The 22,307-nt window shown below is 38.6% G+C and carries 10 protein-coding genes, 4 tRNA genes, 1 rRNA gene and 4 pseudogenes; 6 read left to right on the forward strand and 13 right to left on the reverse strand.

The annotated features are described in order from the left end of the window. Positions 1–35: 35 nt before the first annotated feature. Positions 36–2,922 (reverse strand): 23S ribosomal RNA (locus P6280_RS06515). Positions 2,923–3,575: 653 nt separating this feature from the next. On the opposite strand from P6280_RS06515, the pseudogene P6280_RS07720 reads away from it, so the two are divergent. The 5 genes and pseudogenes from P6280_RS07720 (at position 3,576) to P6280_RS06540 (ending at position 9,782) form a co-directional block, all read left to right on the forward strand. Continuing rightward, positions 3,576–3,853: pseudogene (locus P6280_RS07720) on the forward strand (hypothetical protein). A gap of 52 nt (positions 3,854–3,905) precedes the next feature. Next, positions 3,906–5,638, forward strand: a pseudogene (locus tag P6280_RS06520) (DUF262 domain-containing protein). Between the two features lie 40 nt (positions 5,639–5,678). After that, positions 5,679–6,930: pseudogene (locus P6280_RS06525) on the forward strand (single-stranded-DNA-specific exonuclease RecJ). Positions 6,931–6,974: 44 nt separating this feature from the next. Next, positions 6,975–8,851, forward strand: a pseudogene (locus P6280_RS06535) (hypothetical protein). A gap of 76 nt (positions 8,852–8,927) precedes the next feature. Continuing rightward, on the forward strand, positions 8,928–9,782 hold the full coding sequence (locus tag P6280_RS06540) for a hypothetical protein (RefSeq protein WP_283236833.1): 855 nt from the start codon (positions 8,928–8,930) through the stop codon (positions 9,780–9,782). Between the two features lie 108 nt (positions 9,783–9,890). Here P6280_RS06540 and speA read toward each other — a convergent pair whose 3' ends face one another. The 6 genes from speA to metG are packed head-to-tail and all read right to left on the reverse strand — an operon-like array spanning position 9,891 to position 17,121. Next, positions 9,891–11,738 carry an arginine decarboxylase gene (speA, locus tag P6280_RS06545; protein ID WP_001158596.1) on the reverse strand — a complete coding sequence of 616 codons (1,848 nt, stop codon included), beginning with the start codon at positions 11,736–11,738 and terminating at the stop codon, positions 9,891–9,893. 14 nt (positions 11,739–11,752) lie between these two features. After that, a complete protein-coding gene (locus P6280_RS06550) occupies positions 11,753–12,922 on the reverse strand; it encodes a glycosyltransferase family 4 protein (protein WP_015642567.1) in 1,170 nt (389 codons plus the stop codon). Between the two features lie 4 nt (positions 12,923–12,926). After that, positions 12,927–13,355, reverse strand: coding sequence for a hotdog domain-containing protein (locus P6280_RS06555; RefSeq protein ID WP_001158316.1), 429 nt, complete (start codon positions 13,353–13,355; stop codon positions 12,927–12,929). 16 nt (positions 13,356–13,371) lie between these two features. Next, positions 13,372–14,157 carry a tRNA 5-methoxyuridine(34)/uridine 5-oxyacetic acid(34) synthase CmoB gene (gene cmoB, locus P6280_RS06560; protein ID WP_212854352.1) on the reverse strand — a complete coding sequence of 262 codons (786 nt, stop codon included), beginning with the start codon at positions 14,155–14,157 and terminating at the stop codon, positions 13,372–13,374. Between the two features lie 3 nt (positions 14,158–14,160). Next, the gene (locus P6280_RS06565) at positions 14,161–15,168 is read right to left on the reverse strand and encodes a ferrochelatase (RefSeq protein WP_283237334.1); all 1,008 of its coding nucleotides are present in this window, start codon (positions 15,166–15,168) and stop codon (positions 14,161–14,163) included. Beyond that, positions 15,169–17,121 (reverse strand): methionine--tRNA ligase, encoded by a 1,953-nt coding sequence (metG, locus tag P6280_RS06570; protein ID WP_283237335.1) that lies wholly within the window; start codon positions 17,119–17,121, stop codon positions 15,169–15,171. Positions 17,122–17,290: 169 nt separating this feature from the next. Here metG and cfaS point away from each other — a divergent pair, with 169 nt between their 5' ends. After that, positions 17,291–18,460: a cyclopropane fatty acid synthase gene (cfaS, locus tag P6280_RS06575; protein ID WP_000623783.1), complete on the forward strand. Its 1,170-nt coding sequence runs from the start codon at positions 17,291–17,293 to the stop codon at positions 18,458–18,460. Positions 18,461–18,462: 2 nt separating this feature from the next. On the opposite strand, the gene P6280_RS06580 is transcribed toward cfaS, so the two are convergent. From P6280_RS06580 to P6280_RS06605, 6 genes are all read right to left on the reverse strand, one after another. Next, positions 18,463–20,334 (reverse strand): mechanosensitive ion channel family protein, encoded by a 1,872-nt coding sequence (locus tag P6280_RS06580; RefSeq protein ID WP_283237336.1) that lies wholly within the window; start codon positions 20,332–20,334, stop codon positions 18,463–18,465. A 516-nt stretch (positions 20,335–20,850) separates the two neighbouring features. Next, positions 20,851–20,927: transfer RNA gene (locus P6280_RS06585), tRNA-Arg, on the reverse strand. Between the two features lie 17 nt (positions 20,928–20,944). Continuing rightward, a tRNA-Arg gene (locus P6280_RS06590) sits at positions 20,945–21,021 on the reverse strand. A gap of 60 nt (positions 21,022–21,081) precedes the next feature. After that, positions 21,082–21,158: transfer RNA gene (locus P6280_RS06595), tRNA-His, on the reverse strand. A 67-nt stretch (positions 21,159–21,225) separates the two neighbouring features. Further along, positions 21,226–21,303: transfer RNA gene (locus P6280_RS06600), tRNA-Pro, on the reverse strand. Positions 21,304–21,486: 183 nt separating this feature from the next. Then, positions 21,487–22,236 (reverse strand): HpaA family protein, encoded by a 750-nt coding sequence (locus tag P6280_RS06605; RefSeq protein WP_283237337.1) that lies wholly within the window; start codon positions 22,234–22,236, stop codon positions 21,487–21,489. Positions 22,237–22,307 lie beyond the last annotated feature (71 nt).

The raw sequence follows: 22,307 nt of genomic DNA on the forward strand, positions 1-22,307 counted from the left end.
TCCGCGCTTATTGTCATTATCTTATACAAAAAGCAAAAAACAAGCCAAACGCTCTATTAGTAGTAGTCAGCTAAACGCATTACTGCACTTACACATCTACCCTATCAAGCACATAGTCTTTGTGCGAGCTTCAGGGAAAGTTTATCTTGGAGTTGGCTTCCTGCTTAGATGCTTTCAGCAGTTATCACATCCGTGTGTAGCTACCCAGCGATGCTCTTGGCAGAACAACTGGTGCACCAGTGACACGTCCATCCCGGTCCTCTCGTACTAGGGACAGCTCTCCTCAACTTTCCTACGCCCACGGCAGATAGGGACCGAACTGTCTCACGACGTTCTGAACCCAGCTCGCGTACCGCTTTAAATGGCGAACAGCCATACCCTTGGGACCTGCTCCAGCCCCAGGATGCGATGAGCCGACATCGAGGTGCCAAACCTCCCCGTCGATGTGAGCTCTTGGGGGAGATCAGCCTGTTATCCCCGGGGTACCTTTTATCCTTTGAGCGATGGCCCTTCCACACAGAACCACCGGATCACTATGACCGACTTTCGTCTCTGCTTGACTTGTATGTCTTACAGTCAGGCTGGCTTGTGCCATTACACTCAACTTGCGATTTCCAACCGCAATGAGCCAACCTTTGCAAGCCTCCGTTACTTTTTAGGAGGCGACCGCCCCAGTCAAACTACCCACCAAGCATTGTCCTGCCTGTGGATAACACAGGCCAGTTAGCTAACAGAAACATCAAGGGTGGTATCTCAAGGATGGCTCCATAAGAGCCAAAGCCCTTACTTCAAAGCCTCCCACCTATCCTGCGCATGATATTCCCGTTAGCAGTGCTAAGTTGTAGTAAAGGTCCACGGGGTCTTTCCGTCTTGCCGCGGGTAGGAGGAATTTTCACCTCCACTACAATTTCACTGAATCTCTGGTTGAGACAGCTCCCATCTCGTTACGCCATTCATGCAGGTCGGTATTTAACCGACAAGGAATTTCGCTACCTTAGGACCGTTATAGTTACGGCCGCCGTTTACTCGGGCTTCAATTCAACGCTTCATCTTGCGACTGACGCATCCTCTTAACCTTCGAGCACCGGGCAGGCGTCACACCTTATACTTCCTCTTACGAGTTGGCAAAGTGCTGTGTTTTTGGTAAACAGTCGGGAGGGACTCTTTGCTGAGACCGCATTGCTGCGGCACACCTTATCGCGAACTTACGGTGCTAGTTTGCAGAGTTCCTTAACCAGAGTTCTTTCACGCGCCTTAGAATACTCATCTCATCTACCTGTGTCGGTTTGCGGTACGGACGACTATGGATATGCTTAGAGGCTTTTCTTGGCACGACGGTATCAGCGATTCTCCCTTTGTCCTAAAAGGACTCAAAGAGCCTGTTTGGGTTTCAAATACAGAGGTGGATTTGCCTTCCCTCCAATCTACGCCCTTAGACTAGCGCTTCCATCAGCTAGCTCGCTTAACCCTATGCGTCCCCCCATCACGCTCCATAGTCGGTATTGGAATATTAACCAATTTGCCATCACCTACCCCTTTCGGACTCGGCTTAGGACCCGACTAACCCTACGATGACGACCATCGCGTAGGAAACCTTAGATTTACGGCGGATACAATTCTCATATATCTTATCGTTACTCATTCCTGCATGCTCACTTCATACCGCTCCAGCACTCCTTACCGGTATACCTTCAACGCTGGTATGAACGCTCTTCTACCACTGTGTTTAACACAATCTACAAATTCGGTGTCTATCTTAGCCCCGTTATATTTTCAGCGCATGACCACTAGACCAGTGAGCTGTTACGCTTTCTTTAAAGGATGGCTGCTTCTAAGCCAACCTCCTGGTTGTTTGAGTAGCCACACATCTTTTTCCACTCAGAATAGAACTTAGGGACCTTATTTGGTAGTCTGGGTTGTTCCCCTTTTGACGATTGATTTTATCACCCACCGCCTGACTCCCAAGATACGATAAAAGGTATTCGAAGTTTGATAGGGTTTGGTACCGCGGCGAGCAGCCCTAGCCCAATCAGCGCTCTACCCCCTTTTATTATCACTTGAGGCTATACCTAAATATATTTCGAAGAGAACCAGCTATCACTAAGTTTGTTTGGCCTTTCACCCCTATCCACAGCTCATCCCAACCCGTTTCAATGGGTACGAGTTCAGTCCTCCACGCGCTATTACACGCGTTTCAACTTGGCCATGGATAGATCACTTAGCTTCGGGTCTGCAACATCTGACTTAATCGCCCTATTAAGACTCGCTTTCGCTACGGCTTCGCATTCGCTTAACCTTGCCAGATACCACAACTCGCAGGATCATTATGCAAAAGGCAGTCCATCACCCTGATAAATCATAGGGCTCTGAATGATTGTAAGCAGATGGTTTCAGGTTCTATTTCACTCCGCTCACTGCGGTTCTTTTCACCTTTCCCTCACGGTACTTGTTCGCTATCGCTCAAAGAGTAGTATTTAGGGTTGGAGAGTGGTCTCCCCGGCTTCAACCTGGATTTCTCGTGTCCTGGCCTACTCTGGATCCTGCTACCTAAGAACGCCTTGTCGCATACAAGGCTATCACTTTCTATGGCTTACCTTTCCAGGTAACTCTGCTAAAGCGTTCTCTTGGATGTTGCAGTCCTCAACCCCGAATGCAAGCACTCGGTTTGCCCTTTTCCCCGTTCGCTCGCCACTACTTAGGGAATCTCGTTGATTTCTTTTCCTCTAGTTACTGAGATGTTTCACTTCACTAGGTTCGCTCTCTAAATTAGAGTAACTAATATCTCTATTAGTTGGGTTGCCCCATTCGGACATCTACGCATCAAAGCTCCTTGACAGCTCCGCATAGCTTATCGCAGTCTAGTACGTCCTTCATCGCCTCTCTTTGGCAAGGCATCCGCCATCTGCTCTTAAAAGCTTGTTTTAAATTTTAAAATATCCTTTAAAACCCGCCCTTTTATAATGAATAACGACAATTGCACGAATATTCTTCAGCGCTACCACTGCCTTAATGAATATAAGACAGAGTTATTGTAGTTTTACTTTACTTTTACATAGGCTATTAACAATATTAAATCAAATAACTTCGTTTTTCTTTAAAAACTTGCTATAATCGCTCTTAAATGTTAAACCCTTTAAAGAAGACTAAAAATGCTTGATCCCTAATCTTTAATCTTTTTTAATTGCCAAGTTTTATCAGCTAATGAGCTTTTTATTGTTGAAAGCTTTTTGGCTTTTATGACTTGAACTTGTTTAAAAACTTTTTAGCTTTTATAACTTGTTTGAGTTGTTTCAAATTAAAGAACTTTTTAAAGCTTGTCTTTAAAAACGAAATGTAATTATAGACATGCAATGCTTAAAGTTTGCTTAAACTTTTTAGAATTTGAAAGAAATGGATAAAAGCGATTTGGAAATGATTGGGAAGGGTGTAGGAATAAAAAGCTTTAAATTAAATAAAGCCTTAAATCAATAAAGCCTTAAATGAATTAAGATAAAGTGCATCGCAAAATAAAACGCATCATCAAATAAACGCATCATAAGATAAGAAGATAAAACGCATCATTAACCATTGATTAAATACCCACTAGATACAACACCCCATGTTATCTTTTTTTAAAAAGGGGTAGAAATGGCATTCAATCATTCAATCATTCAATCATTCAATCATTCAATCATTCAATCATTCAATCATTTAATCATTTAATCATCCAATCATTTAATCATTTAATCATTTAATCAATCAACGCTACTCTGTTGTTATAACTTTTACAAAAACCCATTTAAAAATCCCCTATTTTTTATTATTCCCCCTTTCATTAACCCACACAACATTTTTAAACCATTTGATTCGATAAGCCCCATTTTTCAATCAGTGGGGCTTACAGAGTTAAATTTAAAGGAGAGATGATGGCAAAAGTAGAAGTAGAGTTAAAAAAACTCCATCAAATTTTAGTGGATAGTGAATATTTTTACCAAGTTCCCGATTACCAACGCCTTTATGTGTGGGATAAGGATCACTTAGGGGCTTTGATTGATGATCTGGTGGAGAGCTACACAAACAATAAAGAAGATGAGTATTTTTGCGGCTCTATTGTGATCGCTGAAAACCAAAAAGATAACAGATGGGATGTTGTGGATGGCCAACAGCGGTTAACGAGTTTTATCATTCTGGCTTGCACGATTTTAAAGCTTTATAAAAATAGTCTTGGGCAAAAATCTAAAGCTTTTATTAAAGAGAGTATTCATGACAGACACGATGAAGAAAAAGAGCGTCTGAAGTTCTTAACCGCTCAAAATTACAATAATATTTTTGAAAACACGGTGTTAAACCATTTGGAGTTTGAAGACAACATTAAAAAGAGCGAGTTGAATAAGAAATTTGAAGAAAACACTTATTTGCGTAACGCTTATTATTTCAAGGAGCTATTGAATGAGAGCGTGGAAAATGGTTCAATAAGCGATATGGATGATTTTGTCAAGTGGTTTTATGAACACATTGTTTTGACTAGGATCATTTGTTTTGAACAAGACAGCGCGATGCAAATCTTTCAAGTGTTAAACGATAGAGGCCAACCCTTAAGCCCTATTGATATTTTAAAATCCAATTTAATGCAAGAAATCAAACAAGATAGTGAAAAGCGTAAGGATTTTATAACCACTTGGGACAAATTGGTTGAAGCTTGCAAGAGCGTTGAGGGCGTGGATATTGATTTGGAAGACTTTTTTAACATGTATTTGGAATACGCTGATCCTAGTGCTTCTAAAAAGAGAGCCGATAAGGGATTAAAAAAGGTGTTCAAAGACAGCAAAAAAGACGCTTGCGAGTTTATTTATGGCGTGAGCGCTTTTATGAAATCTTATACCGATTTGTTAAAAAAACAAGACCGATACATCTACTTATTGAGGTATCTCCCCTCTAGGTATTGGGCCAGTATTTTAACGACAGCTCTTTATGTCAAATACCCTGATTTTGACGCTTTGAAAAAGCTTTTGGTGTCTTATTATTACCAAATTTAGATTGCAGGAGGCGCGATCACGCGCATCAAGCAAACGAGTATCAACATTATCAAAAATGTTAAAAGCAATAAGGGCATTAAAACCATCCAAGAGCTTATATTGAATAACATAGACTCTCATAACACCTTTGACCAATACTTTTATAACTTATGGGATAGCTCTTCTGTTTATCCTAGCAAATGGGTGCGTCCTGTCTTAGCCCTAGCTAATTATTTCATGGTGGATGAAGAGAAACCCAATTTTATCGTTATGGATGCAGAAACCCAAGTAGAGCACATTTTGCCCCAAAAGCCCAAAGAAGGCAGTCAATGGAATGCGGATTTTGACAAAAAAAAAGAGAAGAATGGGTAAATAATATCGCGAATTTAACCCTTTTAAAGCGTAAAAAGAACGCACAAGCTTTAAACGGGGATTTTGATGAAAAAATAAAAATTTATGGCGGCAAAGACACGAGCAAAGTGATTAGCTGTTATGACATCACTAAAGAATTGTATAGAGATTATGAGAAGTGGGATGAGAAATCTCTCCAAAAGCGACGCAACTTTTTGTATGGAATTATCACACCCATTTTACACATAGAAGGGCAAGAAGAAGAATTTGAAGAGAAAATTGATCTAGAATGATTAAAAATCATCAAGCATCAAAACAACAAAGGAGTGATCAATGCCTAAAAAAGAGCTGTTAAAGATGTCAAAGAAAAGGATTTTTAAAGACTTCTTAAAAGAAGCCAAACAACACCGCCCCATTATTTTCTATACAGATAATGATTGTGATGGCATGTTAGCTAGCAGCGTTTTAATGTCTATGTGTTACAGATTGGGGATTAAGGATTTCTTTTTCTTTAGCCCCTTAAGGAATGCGCATGGCTATGGTTTCACTGATTTAGCTATCAATGATTTATTGTCTAAACCTTGTATCTTTAACCCTAAAACCAACCAATTAGTCCGCTTGGATTGCATTAAAAACCAATTTCAAAAAGACCCCTTATTGTTTAGCGCTGATTTGGGGGCGGATTTGGCCGCTGATACACAATTGCAAGAAATCTTATTAGAGCGTTTTGAACAATGCATCATCACAGACCACCATAAGAGTTTTGAAGTTGGTTTGATTGATGGAAATAAAATCGCCTACATTAACCTGAATAACAAAAAAGACGCTAATTATTATAGCGGGGCTTTCACAAGCGCTTTAGTGTTTAGTCAAATCTTTCAAACGCAAACCACTCCTTTAGAAAACGAATTGATCGCTATCACGCTTTTAAGCGATTGCATTGATTTAGATCATGGGGATAATTTGGATATGGTTTTGAATTTAGTGCAAGCTAAACATGAGTGCATTCAATGCTTTTTCAAAGATAAAGATCTTTCTTTAGCCCAAGACGATTTAGATGGAATTTCTAACTTATACGGCTTTAATTGCATCAATTACATCAACGCTTTAAGCCGTTTGAGTGGGGCTAGAGAGTTTAAGGGTTGTTATGATAGCTATTTGCATTATCTGGTTTTAAAACATTTCAATCCCATAAGCGATCCGCATTTAAGCGTCTTTAATGTTAAGGAATTCAAAAGATACAACGACATTAAAAAGAAAATGGTGAAAGAAAGCGAAGAAAACGCTCAAATTTTTTCTTGTAACAAAATATTAGTGGCTCTTTTAGATGAAAGCTACTCTGTTAAATTGGGGATCAGCGGTTTAGTGACTAATAACTTTTTAAAAAGATATTCTTCCAATCGCTCCCTTTGTATCTATAGGGATAATAAAGACGAGTATAGCGGTAGTGCTAGAGGTGATAGGAATTTTTTAAGCCAGATTAAAACCATTCCTTTAATACAAGCTAGAGGGCATGAGGAAGCTTTTGGGTTGAGCTTTGCAAAAGAGGATTTTAAAAAAGGTAAAAAGCTTACAAGCCTTATAAAGTCAAATAACGCTAATGATGAATTTTAAAAAAAAGGACTTGACATGTTATTAGATTATGATTTTTTATTGCTATTGAATGATGAGAGCGCGAATCCAACCAAATACTACTATTTGTTACAAGATTTTGAAAAGGATTTTGTGGCTAGGGAAGTGGCTCAAAATGGAGCGAAGCGATTCGTTAAGGAGATCATTGGGAGCGAGAAAGCCTCTAAAACTAAAAACAGCGCCCTTGAAGTTTCTAACACGAAAGCTTCTGCTATTAAGAACGAAACGACTGGAAGCGGCGATCTTAAAAAGGTGTGTGAGAAAATCAAAAGCGCACTACCCTTTGGGATCATCTCAGCCTTTAAACCCTTTAAAGACGCTTTTTACAGAGATTTCAATAATAATCATAGGAGCAGCTAAAAGCGGTTGTATTCAATCTAGCGCTGATAAACTGGCTCAGTTAAAAACGCGCTTACTCTATTGGCAAGACAAATCTGTTAAAGTGGATTGGGATAAACCCATTGGGATTAAGGGCTTCTTTAAAGGCAATAATTACCTTTATAGGAAGTTTTGTTTTTTATTAGGGAAGCATTTTATGGATAGATTTTTAAAAAATAACGCTAAGGCGAGCGTGAAAGACTTTATTTCCAGTAAGGAGTTTGTCAGTAAATACCGATACACCCCCAAGCAAAATACAGAAAGAGCAAAAAAGTTACAATCGTATTTAGAGAGTAAGCGTGATTTTATAGGGTTTGTTCAAACGCTTAATTCTTTAAAAGACAACCCGCAAGATCCTTTTTTACCCAATGAAGAAACGAGCTTTTTAGTGTTCGCTAATGAGCCTACTATCGTGTTTAATTTAAGGGATTATTTATTGGTGTTAGTGCAAATCTTTAGCCAACAAGCGATCTGTTATTGTGAAAGCAAATGCCCTATAGAATTAATCAACGCTTCACCGGGTAAGGATTTTAACAAGACACAAGACAGCTTCCCAGACATCAAATTCTCAACACCCAATCAATTAGAGCGATCCCTCAACGCTCTTAAAAACAAGCTAGCCGCATTCTTTTCAAAACACCCTGATAAACATAACGGCATGGAGTTTAATGAAATAGCTAAAACTCAAATAGAAGCGTTTTATATGCCGCAATCTAGTGATGATTTTGATGATTTTCGCAAGGATCTTGAAGATAGCATTAAAAGTTTTATCAGAGCGAAAAAAAATCGTTATGGTTTTCCTAAAATCTTTGATGTTGCAGACATAGAACAAGAAGAGAGGGAAGTCATTAAATGGCGAGAAAAAAATAGAGCATCAGAACAAAGCTATAAACAAAACCTTCAAATCAACAAAATCGCTAACGATTTAAAGTGCAATAAGGTAGTGGATAAAATAACGATTTTAAGCGTGATAGACGCTGATTTAGAGCGTGGTTTTATCCCGCCTAAAGACTTGTTAAAACAATTAGAAAAAATTAGTGCTTCTCTTTCTAAAGACATCGTAATAGCGATAAAGCAAGCAGAAAAATTAGAGCTTAACTACGCGCTAATAGACAATATCCAACACAACACGCTTGATGACACGCTTGATTTTACCTTTATTATTGGGGATTCTTTGAGCATTCAGTCGCTTTATGTTACCCTTGATCTTGTGATTGACATTGATAGACCCATGAGCGAGCAGTTTCTCAACCATATTGGGGAATTGGGGAGTTTTAGATCTTCTAGAAAAGAAGCGTTAGAGTGGGTGCGATTAACAGAAACTAAACTGATTATTAAAGCGCCTAGAGAAGCGCTAAAAAATGCGCAATTATCGCAAATTGAAGAAATATTGACTGGCTGTATTTTTAATGGCGCTTATCGCTTTCAAAACGATCTTAAGGGCAATAGATCATGAAAATTTTAAGCAAAATTCAAACCACAACAAGGAGGAATAACGCCATGCTGAAAAGATAAAGAACATTGAATAACTGATTGCAAGCGGATTTTAAAATTTTTATCAAGGAGTATTTTATGGGTTTTCAAAACGAAAATCAGTTAAAAGTAGGCGCGTTGGTCAAAGCCACGATCAACGGCAAAGTGGTGGAGGCTAAAGTCATTGGTATTGGGTTTAATCGTGTAACCCTAAGGAGTGAAAAAGGCAATGAAGTTTCTTACGCTTTCAATAGCGAAAAATTCTTAAAATGGTTTAATCAAGTGCCGTTGAATGAAATTGCGAAAAATCACGCCGAAAGCGGCAAGAAAGACATTTTAGAGGGTCTTAAAATCGTAACGAGCGGTCCGACTATTAAGCAAAGGACTACTACTCCTAAAGAGAAAGAGGACAAATATAAACTCGCTTTTGGATTTAATAGAGAGGGTATGTCTAGCTCGGAGATTATGATTGAGAGCTATACTTTAGAGGAGAGAAAAAGTAGGCTCGGCGTGTTATTATCTCCGATGTTTTATGAGGGTAAGGGAAATCAAATTACCGCTATCATTATTATTGCCCTTGCTCACGCTAAAGACTTAAATAAGCATAGCGATGCGGAGTGGTTTAAAATGATTGAGGCTCGCAACGAGGATGAGTGCGAGGTGGATACTTTTGATAATTTGGATAGGGTTGCGCTTACTTTGTATTGTAATGTAATTAAGGCTTATGCGGAGGGGCGTGAGGAGTTTCAAAACGATTTTAACGATTTCTCGCCGAGTGGTTTTTGGGCACAAGTCTTACCTAAAAACAAAAATGAGGCGTTGTTTGTGGCACAACTCTTATGCGATGGCGGTATCAATAAATACGGCTTAAGCTGTGCGGGTCTTACCGCTGGGTTATTAGCTGATAATCTCGATTATTATGGATTATCGGAGGCAATAGAGGAGGTAGAATAACCCCCCCACCCTTATGGGGTGGCTCTTTTTTTCTCTCTTTTATTCTCTTATTTTTTCTTTCATTGATTGATAGCGATTAAAGTCGTTTGAATCCATTGATAGTGCTCTTTAAGAAATCGTGCGCAAATACCCGTTTTCGCTCAGCATGACATACAAGCGCCCCATGATTTCTTTCTTTTCTTCCATGTCCAGTTGGTTGTTGTCTTCAATTTTTTGTTTTAAAAGGCGCTCGATCTCTTTAGTGTCATAGTCTAAATCATCTAGCACATCTAAAATCGTTTGGGCTTCGCAAATATCTTCCACTTCATAATCGCCTTTTTCATCAAAAACCACGCTAAATTCCGTAGGGTGCGTGAATAAATTGTGTTTCATGCCTAAAACTTCTTGATACGCTCCCACCAAAAAGAACGCTAAAAAGTATTCTTCTTCATCTATATCTATATCGTGCAAAAACAAGGGCTTTGTGGAATCAAAAGCGATTTCCCCATCGCTATCGCAAGTAATATCCCACAAGCTCGCGCTCCTAGTGGGCTTTTCATCTAATTTATTCAAGGGCATGACCGGGAAATTCTGTCTTAAGCCCCAATAATCAGGCAAGCTTTGGAAAAACGAGCAATTCAATAAATAGCGCTCTTGGACCTGCTCTTGAATGCGTAAAATATCGTTATGATCCTTGACATAAAGCAACTGCACCGCTTTTTTGACGATCAAATGGGCTAAAACTTCAGTATTGCTCCTGTCAATCAAATCAATATAGCCCAGATCAAAAAGCGTGAATAGCGACTCGGTGTGATCAAAACTATCATGCAAGTATTCAATGGCGTTTTTTTCATTGATATTAGCGAGCAAGTCTAGCATCTCATCAATCAAGGGAGGGTTATTACTTTCTTTGATTTTTAGGGATTTTTCATTGTATTCATGCGAAAACAATTCTAACACCGGGGCCACTAAAACGGCATGGTTGGCGGAAATATAACGGCCTGATTCAATGAAAATATCCGGCTCTATTTCCTGCTTATTTTTCACAATTTCCCTCAATAAAAACACCACATCAGCGCTGAATTCCTCTAAAGTGTAGTTTTTGTCTTGGTGGTGCTTGTGTTGGGTGTATTCTACGGCTAACCCCCCTCCAATATTCACGCTATTAAGATTTTTAGCGCCCATTTTACGCAATTCCGCATACAAGTTACCCGCTTCTCTTAAAGCCTTTTTTAAGGGCGAAATATCGCTGATTTGAGAGCCTATGTGGAAATGTATCATGTGGAAATGCTCTAACAAGTCGTTTTCTTCTAAAAGGCGCATCGCTTCTAAAACTTCAGTGCTGCTAAGACCAAATTTAGAATTGATCCCCCCACTCTTTGCCCAAACGCCAGTGCCAGTGCTGTGCAAACGGATGCGAATGCCAATTTTAGGGCAGGCTAAAAACTCGTTTTGTTTAGCCACGGCGATAATGGTTTTTAACTCATTCAAACCCTCAATGGTTAAAGTGATTTCATGCTGCATGCTTTTAGCGATAAAGCCAAGCTCAATCATTTCTTTATCTTTAAAGCCATTCACAGTGATAGGGGCTGTGGGGTTAGTGTAACTCATTGCGATAATGAGTTCAGACTTGCTCCCGGCCTCTAAGCCGTAATCCAAACCCTTAGCCCCCTGCACTAAAGGGAAAACAAACGAGGGCATTTGATTGACTTTTAAAGGGAAAACCGCCTTAAAAGCCCCGCTGTATTGATACTCTTTAATCGCTGAAGAAAATGCATCAAACAGGCTTTTGATTTGTTTTTGCACCAAATGGGGGAATCGCACCAACAAAGGCCCTCTATAGCCCTTATCGCGCACGCTTTGAACGATTTCTAAAAGCGAGGGGTTTTTGCCATGGCAAACTTTAACCAAGCCTTTTTCTATCTTAAATTCGTTATTGCTCCAAAAATTAATCCCATAATCATGGACTTCTTGCATTTTTTATCCTTTTGTTACGATAAGGTTTTAAAGAGATGGGGGTTATTTTTAAAGTCTTTAATCGCTTCTTCATAAACTTTTTCAATTTGAATGACTGAATTTTCTAAAGTGTAATTTAAAGCGCTTTTAGCGTATTCGTTTTGCATCCTTTCTCTTTCAAGCTTGTTTTCTAACCACCAGTCTATTTTAGCGCTCAAATCTTTAGCGTTATTAGGCTCAAATAGCGATCGTTCATCTAGTGCAAATTGCCTGGTCGCACTTAAAGGGCTATTAGCGATAATAGGCACAATCCCCACGCTAATAGCCTCTAAACACGCGATCGCTTCGCTTTCCACATTGGCCGTGTGCGCATAAAGGGTGCAAGTTTTTAAAATCTCTAACAATTCATTGGAATTGACAAACCCAAATTCCGTTTTTACGCCTAGTTTTTGGGCTAAAAGTTTGATTTTTTTCTCATCAGGCCCTTTGCCTTTGAGCAATAATACAATATCTTGTTTGTATTTGCTTAAAGCAACCGCTTTGATTAAAACGCTTTGATTTTTTTCATTAGAATAGCGCCCTACCATAGCGATTTTAAAGGGCGTGGTGTCAAAAAGGCTTTTTTGCGGGTGTTCAAATCTAAACATGGGATCAAAGCCGTTAGAAATAGCGTATTTTTTCCCTCCATAGTTGTATTTTTCTAATTCTTCTACAATGAATTTTGACGGGCAATGGATATGGTGGATATAGCGGTAATGCGAAGATTTAAACCACGAAAAAAGCATCATGTTAAACCAAGAAAACCACCCCAATTTCATGTTATAAGAAATATGCTCTGGCTGTAAATGGAAAGAGCCAATATAAGGCACTTGCATTTCTCGCGCGATTTTTACGGCTGTTTTTTCTAGCAAAAAAGGCAAATAAGTATGGATCATATCCGCTCCCTTAAAAGCCTTTCTTAAGATTTTTTCATCCGGTTTAGCAAAAAGAATGTGTTGTTTGTGTGAAATTTCTGTAACTAGGGGGATGTAGCGCTCTTTAAGGTTGTAATACCCCTCTTCTTCACTCCCTAAATTATCCACATAAGGGGCAACCACTCTCATAACATGCCCTCTTTTTTTCAGCGCTTCAAAAAAACGAAACGCCGTCATAGAAGTGCCATTACTGGTGTCTTTAAAGCTATCCACGACTAAAACAATAACCATTTAACTACTCTTCTTTAAAATTGAATTTAAAAGGCTTTTTATCAAACACCACGATTTCTATCATTCCCTCTAAAACCTGAATGTCTAACACAAACGCCTCTATTTTTATTTCAGCTTTTTTCACGCCATCTTGAATCACTTGCGCTTTAATGAGCGCTTCTTGATTCAATTCTAGGGGGGCATAAAAATTGATGTTATTAGAAACCACCACGCTGTGTCTTTTATTCAACGCGCACAAGGCCGCATAATTGCACGCAATAAGCACAAACCCGGCATGCACAAAATTTTCCTCATACACCATGCTTTCATTGCCCTTGAAACGCGCATGGGCTATATCTTTTTCTAAAACGACCAATTCAGTGCCAACGCTTGGTTTGAAATTCTTACAAGTTTCCAAAGAGTCATAATCCACACGAACGACTGATTCTTGCACTATCTTAATCCTTTATTTAAAGCTTGCTTGGTTTAAGCATTTTAAAATACCCCCTTAAAGGAGCGTCATACCCTTCTAAAGTTTTAGAGTGATCCGTTTTATCCAAAAAATCTTCCAAACTCTGCCCCAAAATAAAATCCGTTTTACGCTGCTCTTTAGGTGTGGTCTTTAGAACGCTAAGAATTTCAAAATTTTCAAACCCTACCCTTTCGCACCACCCTTTTAAAGCACTAACACTGGGGATAAAATAAACATTTTTCATTTTAGCATAAGTTTTTTTAGGGCAAAGGGCGATGTCTAGGGGCGAATCAATGATTAAAGTGTCCAACACCAACTCCCCTTTTATCTTTAAGGCATAATATAAGGCTTTTAAAGCCTCTAGCGGGCTTTTTCTGTGGTATAGCACCCCTAAGCAAAAAATAACATCAAAAGCGTTAGGGTATTTTTCATGCAAACCCTCTACCCCTAAAGACTCGTAAATGATTTTTTTTTCTTTATCAAAAAAGGGGGCTAAAAATTCAAATTGTTTTTTGACCAAAACGCCCGGATCAAACCCCACCAAACTTTTAGGCCCATGTTCTAGCATTTTAAACAAGTAATAGCCGTTATTGCAACCCACATCAGCCACAACCTTATCTTTTAAAGGAGTGGCGTTTTTGACTAGATCCCATTTAATAGAGCTATCCCATTCGCTGTCAATCTTAATTTGAGAAATTTCAAAAGGGCCTTTACGCCATGGTCTTAACGCCATGATTTCTTCTAAAAGGGTTTTTGGATTGGATTTATCGTTACAAATGAGCATGACTTACCATAGCGTGGGGGTTTTTTTAAAAAAGGGGGGGTTTAGAAGGGATTCTAAATGATGGGAGCTAATCCCATAAATAAAAGCGAAATTAAACGCTAAATTTTTTAATTGCTCTTTTAAGTTGTTTTGGGTGGTGTAAAAATAAGGGTTGGCTTTTTTAAAGAAAGCCGCGCTGTTTTTACGGCAAAACACGACAATTTTCCCCCACGATAAAGTCTCAAGGGCTTTTTGAAGCATCATTTCAAACAATTCTTTTGAAATCTCAGCGACAATCACCCTTGCTGTTGTGCCATAAGGAGCTATTTCTAGATTCTTATTCACAAAAAAGGGTTTGCAATGATCTAAAGGGTATTCTTTTTTGCCCAAAAGATTCAAATCAAACTCAATTTGTAATTTCTCGCACAATTGAATGACCCTTTTTAAAGGCTCTAAAAAGATGCATGGCATTTTCAATTCGTATTCTTGTTTTTCATAGACTAAAGCGCTGCAAAAAAACGATTGGTTGAGAACGATTAAACGGCTTTCTTTTAAATCTTCTTTTAAACGCTCTTGCTTATAAAACAAATGAAGCCACTCCAATTTATCAAAAAAGGCTATTTTACACCCCTCTATAATGAACAAATCTTCAAGGCTCTCTTTCAAGCACCACACAAAATCGCTCACCATGATTTTAGAAGCGATCTCTAATTCTATAGGGCTTAACAGTGCTCCAATTACGCGCTCATTCAACAAGCAAAATTTAAACAAATGATTCAAAGAATGCTCTATATCTTTAAGCTTGATCCATGCCACATCCCTATCGCTTAAAGGGTATTCTCCTGCGTATAAAATCCCATAAGCCCCTAACTCTAAAGCTTTAGGAATGAGAGTGTGATCTTTAGCTACAAATAAAGAGCCTTTTTGGACTTTGTTTAAAGACAAAACAATAGAATTAAAATAGCTGATTGAGGGCGTGTTTTGCAATTCGCCCAAACTCAATTCTACGGCTTCATTCACCCCTAATCGCATTTAGCTAATCAAACTTCCTACAATTTTTTCTCTGGTAGGGCTGATTAAGGCCAGATTATCATTATCTCGCACCGCTAAAATCATGCCCTCACTCATCTCACCCATAAGCTTTGCAGGTTTTAAATTAGCCACCACGCACACCATTTGACCCACCAAGCTTTCAGGCTCATAATCCAAAGCAATCCCTGAGATAATCTGCCTCAAATAACCTTCGCCTAAATCCACTTTTAAGCGCAGTAATTTATTGGACTTTTCAATCCTTTGAGCTTCTTTGATAAGCCCCACTTTAATCTCTACTTTTTTAAAATCCTCAATGCTGATATAGTTTTCTTGTTTTAGTGGGGCTTTTTCTTTTGCGCCTTTTTTTTCTTTTTTTTCTTTTTCTAGTGGGACTTCTTCCGCTTTTTCAGCCTTTTCAATTTTCTCAATTTTGGAAAATAAAGGCTCGGTGTCTTGTAAAATCATATCTTGTAATTTTTTAGCTTTAAAAAAGCGTTCGTAATTATTAGGCGTGATTTCTGCATGAAAAGCGCTCGCTAATTTAGCCGCGCTCTTTGGCATGAACGCATAGAGCAAAAAGCTTGATTGTAAAAGCGCGTTTGCGATCAAACTCAATAAGGCTTCTAGTTTTTCTGATTCGTTGTTTTTGTGCAAAACCCACGGCTCTTCTTTAGCGATGAGTTTGTTTAAAAAATCATAAACATTAAACAATTCTTCTAAAGCTTTATGCAATTGCATTTTAGGCACAAAAGAATTAGCGTTATCTAAAATTTGATGCGCTTTTTCTAGCTCTTTAGAATAATAAGCGGTGATTTTTGCGCTTTTTAGAGAATGATTGAAATATTTTTTAGCCATGCCTAGCAAGCGATTCAACAAATTCCCCAAATCGTTATTCAAATTCGCATTGATCCTTTCTATTAACGCTTTTTTAGAAAAATCCCCATCTTGCCCAAAAGGCACTTCACGCAATAAAAAATAGCGTAATTCCTCAATCCCATACTCCATAGCGATTTTTTGAGCGTCTAAAACATTACCCAAGCTCTTACTCATTTTCACGCCCTCTATCGTCCACCACCCATGCACGCAAAGCTGTTTGAATAAGGGCAAATTCAAACTCATCAAAAAAGCCGGCCAATAAATGGCATGGAAGCGTAAAATATCCTTACCCACAATATGCCTAGCGCGTTCAAAATGTGCCATTTTATTGTCTAAATTATTCAAATACCCTAGCGCACTCGCATAATTCAATAAAGCGTCCAACCAAACATACACCACATGTTTAGGATCGTTCATTTTTTTAGGCAAAGGAATGCCCCATTCAAAGCTCGTGCGCGTGATAGACAGATCCAATAAACCCTGCTCAATGAAAGAAGTTACCTCATTTTTACGATAAACGGGCAAAATCGCTTCAGGGTTTTTAGCGTAAAAATCCAATAAAGGCTTCTCATACGCACTCAATCTGAAAAAATAACTCTCTTCTTCTAAAAGCGTGGTCTCTCTCAAGCAATCAGGGCATAAGACTTTATCGTTCGTGTTGTCCGCTTTAGAGATCGCGCAATAACTCTCACAGCTCACGCAATAATACCCGCTATAAGCGCCTTTATAAATATCCCCTTTTTCAAACATGATTTCAAAGGCGTTTTGCACGCATTTTTGATGCTCGCTGTCTGTGGTGCGGATAAAACCATCATAATCTAAATTGAAAAAATCCCACTGGTCTTTAAAAATCGCGCTAATGCTATCAGCGTAAGCTTTAGGGCTTTGATTCCTAAGTCTTGCGCTTTGTTCGATCTTTTGTCCATGCTCATCGGTGCCGGTTAAAAAAAAGACTTCTTCGCCTTGAAGCGTGTAATACTTCTTTAAAGTATCCGCAATCAAAGTCGTATAAGCATGACCAATATGGGGGACATCATTCACATAATAAATGGGGGTTGTGATCAGTGATTTTTGCATCTTTATAATCGTGTTACCTTAAAATTGTTTGAAATCTCTTAATTTTAACATGCTTTTAAAAATTTAGAGAATAGAGGTTGAATTTATGCGTATTCATGGGGTGTTTTTAGCTTAAAATTCATTATAATTGACGCTCAAAAAATTGAAAAATGAGTTAAGGAATAGACAGATGATTTCAAAATTTTTGCTCAAAAGCATGTTCAAGCAGTGGAAAAACGGCGATTATCAGGTCGTTTTTTGGGACAATAGCGTTTATAGGAATGGCGAACATTCGCCTAAATTCACCCTTAAGATCCACCGCCCTCTAAAATTTAGCGATATTAAAAAAGACATGTCTTTGACGATTGCTGAGGCTTATATGGACGGCGTGATTGATATTGAAGGCTCTATGGATGAGGTGATGCATTCTTTGTATTTGCAAACCAATTACGAGCATTTGCACAAACATGATGGCGCTAAAGCTATCCAAAAACCGATCAAAGAAAGCTCCAACATTTCTAAACATTACGATCTAGGGAATGACTTTTATTCTATCTGGTTGGATGAAACCTTAAGCTATTCATGCGCTTATTTTAAGAAAGACGATGACACTCTCCATGCCGCCCAACTCCAAAAATTGGATCACACTTTAAAAAAGCTCCATTTAAAGCCGGGCGAAAAACTGCTGGATATAGGCTGTGGCTGGGGCTATCTCTCTATAAAAGCCGCGCAAGAATACGGGGCGCAAGTGATGGGGATCACCATTTCTAGCGAGCAATACAAGCAGGCTAACAAACGAGTCCAAGCGTTAGGGTTAGAGGATAAAGTAACGATCAAGTTATTGAATTACCAGGATTTAGACGGGCGTTTATACCGCTTTGATAAGGTGGTGAGCGTGGGCATGTTTGAGCATGTGGGTAAGGATAATTTGCCCTTTTATTTCAAAAAAGTTAAAGAAGTGTTAAAGAGAGGCGGGATGTTTTTGCTCCACTCCATTTTATGCTGTTTTGAAGGCAAGACTAACGCATGGGTGGATAAATACATCTTTCCGGGCGGCTACTTGCCCTCTTTAAGAGAAGTGATGAGCGTGATGAGCGAATGCGATTTCCACTTGCTCATGGCGGAAAGCTTACGCATCCATTACGCTAAGACTTTAGACATTTGGCGAGACAATTTCAACCACAATCTAGACCAAGTGAAAAGACTCGGCTATGACGAACGCTTTATCCGCATGTGGGATCTGTATTTAAGGACTTGCGCGTCTGCCTTTAGGGTGGGGAGTGCGGATTTATTCCAATTGCTTTTAACCAACAGCGTGGATAACACTTTCCCATTAACTAAAGAATACATCTACCAATAATTTTAGATTTTAGCCCTTTCTTTTAGGCTAACTTCTGGCAAACTCTCCACATACAAGCTCTGTGATGGGAAAGCAAAACTCAAATGGTGCTTTTCTACAATCCCCATGATTTTTAACATCACATCTTCTTTGACTTCTAGCCACTCTTCCCAAACCACTGTTTTAGAAAAGCAATACACTAAAATATTGATAGAGCTGTCTGCAAACTGATCTAAAAAGACAAACAAATTGTTTTTATACCCTAAAAAATCATCAATAGAAACAATATCTTTTTTAAACATGTAGCGGTAATCGCTCGTATTTTGCAAAGCGCTATCGGCTCCATTAGCGATTTTAGGGTGGTTTTCTAACATTTCTTTAATGTCTTTCACGCAAAGCTGTAAAGCACTTTGACTGGAGCTATAAGTTAAGCCTATTTCCATTTTAATACGCCTTCCCACTTTACGGCGACTCCAATTTCTGATGGGTTTTCCGGCTAATTCTGAATTAGGCACGGATAAAAGAGCGTTATCAAAGGCTCTGATCGTGGTGCGTCTTAACCCCATTTCCACCACCGTGCCCTCCACTTCACCGCACACGATCCAATCCCCTTGAGAAAACGAATTGTCTAATAATAAAATGACAGAAGCAAAAAAATTCGCCAACACATCTTTAACCGCCAAAGCCACCGCTAACCCCCCAATCCCTAAAGAAGCGATGATGGCTGAAACATTAAACCCTAGTTGTTTCAAAACCCCTAAAAGCGCGACAATAAAGATCAAAAAATACACGACTTTTAAAATCAAGTTGATCACTTCTTTTCTAAAATTGTGCGTGCTTTTGGTAGCCATATTCGTAACTAACGCTTCCCCATAGCCTTTAAAAAGCGCTATCACTAACCATGCTAAAAGCATGATATACACCGCACCCACCCACATAGAAACTTTAGGGGGCGATGCGTTAGGGTAGTAGAAAATATCTAAAGCTATATCGCAACTAAACAGGGCTAAAAAGACAGAAACCGGCGAAACAATGCTTTTTTGCACATTGACATGCATTTTTTTATTGCGTTGCATGATTTCAAAAATCCAATCCAGGAATTTGGCTAAAAGCCAAGTGATCAACTTCCTCAAACCTAGCAATAAGGTTAAAATCATCAAAGCAAGCGCAATCTTACTCACTTGCAAGCTATGGGCTGTGAAAGGCAAGATTTTGCTGATTTTGTTTAACACAAAATCCATATTCACTTCCATGACCAGGTTTTTAGGAAGCACTTCTTTAGGGTGGTTTTTAATGTAACGCAAGACTTCGGTATAAGTGTTCAAACGCAATTCATAATCGCTAAACATCCGCTCTAATTCATGCATTTTGACATTGTCTAAATTTTTAGGGAAAGTGTAGAGTTTGAATTGCCTTAAACGCAAAAGGAAAGCATTACTGATACTTTCCACATCTTTTTGTTCGCTAAAAATATCAATACTGCTCCTGATTTTATCTATAAAACGATACAAAATTTCATCTATCAACAAAATATCTAAAGACAATCTGTCTTTCATGAAAGTGTAGAAATTATTGCCCTTAATGCTTCTAGACAAACGCTTTTTGATTTTCTCTTGCTCTTTTAAATTTTGATTGATGTCAATGCCAATTTTATCCCTTTCATTCAACACTTTAGAAGTCAAACTTTTAATCAAGTCATTCTTTTGGGTGTTATACAGAGAGATTTCAGCGCTTTTTTCAGGGTTTTTCTTGTAAGTTTCAATGACTTGATTGAGTTGGTTGATTTGATTGAGAATCAAAAACAAATCCACCGCATCTGTTTCATGCTCTTCAACCGCTCTCAAAGGATTTAAAAACAATGACAATACCAATGCCCAATACAATAACCAACGCATGCAAAACCCTACTAAAACAAGATAAAATCTTTCTCATAATTTCTTGCGATTATACCAAAAATTAGAAACGCTTCACCCCATAAAGTTGCCCATGCAATTTGGAAGCGCTTTTTATTTATCCCTAAAAAGCGGGCTTTATCCCAATTGTAAACCTCTTTTCAGATCGCTATATTGCTTGATGGCTTTGAGTATTTTTTAATTTTATGATTGAAGTTCAATTAAATTGCTTTATTTAATATTTTTAATATTTTTATAGTAGGATTTCAAAATAGATCGCAGTCAAAAAGCTTTCCTTGTTCGGTGCGATAACCGCTTTTATTAATGTTTCCATGTAAGATCTGTGTTTTAGAGATTTCCAACCCTATCTCTTATGATTGGACTATTTTGATGATCAATCTTTAGAAGAAAAAACCATAAAGATGTAGTATCCTATGCCTATAAGAAAAACAAGAATTAAGAAAATGAGTAATCCCCACTCTAAAGAATCCATAACTCCTCTTTAAAGAATGTCAAAAGTGGTGCGCTTGGCAGGACTCGAACCTGCGACCTACGGCTTAGAAGGCTGTTGCTCTATCCAGCTGAGCTACAAGCGCATGATACTGGCGTTAGGTGGTGCGCCCGAAGGGAGTCGAACCCCTAACCCCCAGATCCGAAGTCTGGTGCTCTATCCAATTGAGCTACGAACGCTTACAATTCAAATAAAGAAACGACTAATATAAATTTGGTAAAACGCTTATTTTTATGAGATGGGGTGGAAGATGGGAATTGAACCCACGACCCTCAGGACCACAATCTGATGCTCTAACCGACTGAGCTACTCCCACCATTCAATGAAAGGAAGCGATATTCTACCAAAGAATTTTAAACAGAACAATAAATTATGCAAAAAAGTGGTCGGGGCGAAAGGATTCGAACCTTCGACCCCTTGGTCCCAAACCAAGTGCGCTAACCAGACTGCGCTACGCCCCGAAATTTTCACATGAAGCGTTATTATAGCTGAATTTTTTGATTTTTGAGCGTAATTTTTCAAAAATGCCGCTAAAATCAAAAGCGGCATTCAAAAATTATTAATCCAACTCCCCCCACCCTTTTAAAAAACTGCTTTTTTAAAAACAGCTCTAAAGGATTTTTAAGCTTTTCGTTTCTTAAAAATTACTTTCGTTTTTTCATCTCACTCGCCACTTTTTCATAATGATCCATGTGTTTTTTGCTCAATTCCCTAGAAACTTGCGCCATGACTTTATGGTAAGCCTGATTCATGATCTTTTTAATAGCCCTGTCATGGTCGGTTTCTTTAATCTTATGCACAAAAGTTTTGGGGACAAAACCTCCAGAATTGGTGCGCCGCAATTCCACTCTTTCAATCACAGCCTCAATCTTTGAAACATCAACGCCAAAACTATGGACAATATCCTCGCTACTAGGCTCAACAAAATTCAAATTCAAATACCCTGAAGACATGTCTATAACCTTTTCTTCATTAAGCACATCGCTCCCTTCTACAATATCTTCTAAAATCGCCATATTCCCATCCATGCGTAAGACAAGCAACGCTTTTTCTTTGATGTCTTGAGGGATTTCGCTAACATCTTTGAATTGCGAAACGCTATAACCCTTCCTTTCCAAAACATTACTCAATTGAAGGGCTAAAGATTTTTCAAACTCTTTTTGATAGCTTTCAGGGATAACCTTATTGATCTCTATTTTAGGTTCGATCAAAACGACTAAATGGCTGTTTTTAGGCTCTTGCTTGCCTTTAATAGGATAGTGGAAATGCAACTCCACTGACTCGCCCGTATTATTGTGCTGCTGTTTCATAGGCGTTTCTTCAGCCAAAGCCGTATAAAACGCCCCACTCACTAATAACGATCCTAAAACTACCGCTAAACTACCTTTTTTCATTAACTTCCTTTCTTTTTTAAAATCAATTTCTAATCTTACCCAAAAAATCCCACTTTTAGCACTATTTTTAC

The organism is Helicobacter sp. 219-2 (assembly GCF_030053225.1).
Classification (GTDB): Bacteria; Campylobacterota; Campylobacteria; order Campylobacterales; family Helicobacteraceae; genus Helicobacter; species Helicobacter pylori_C.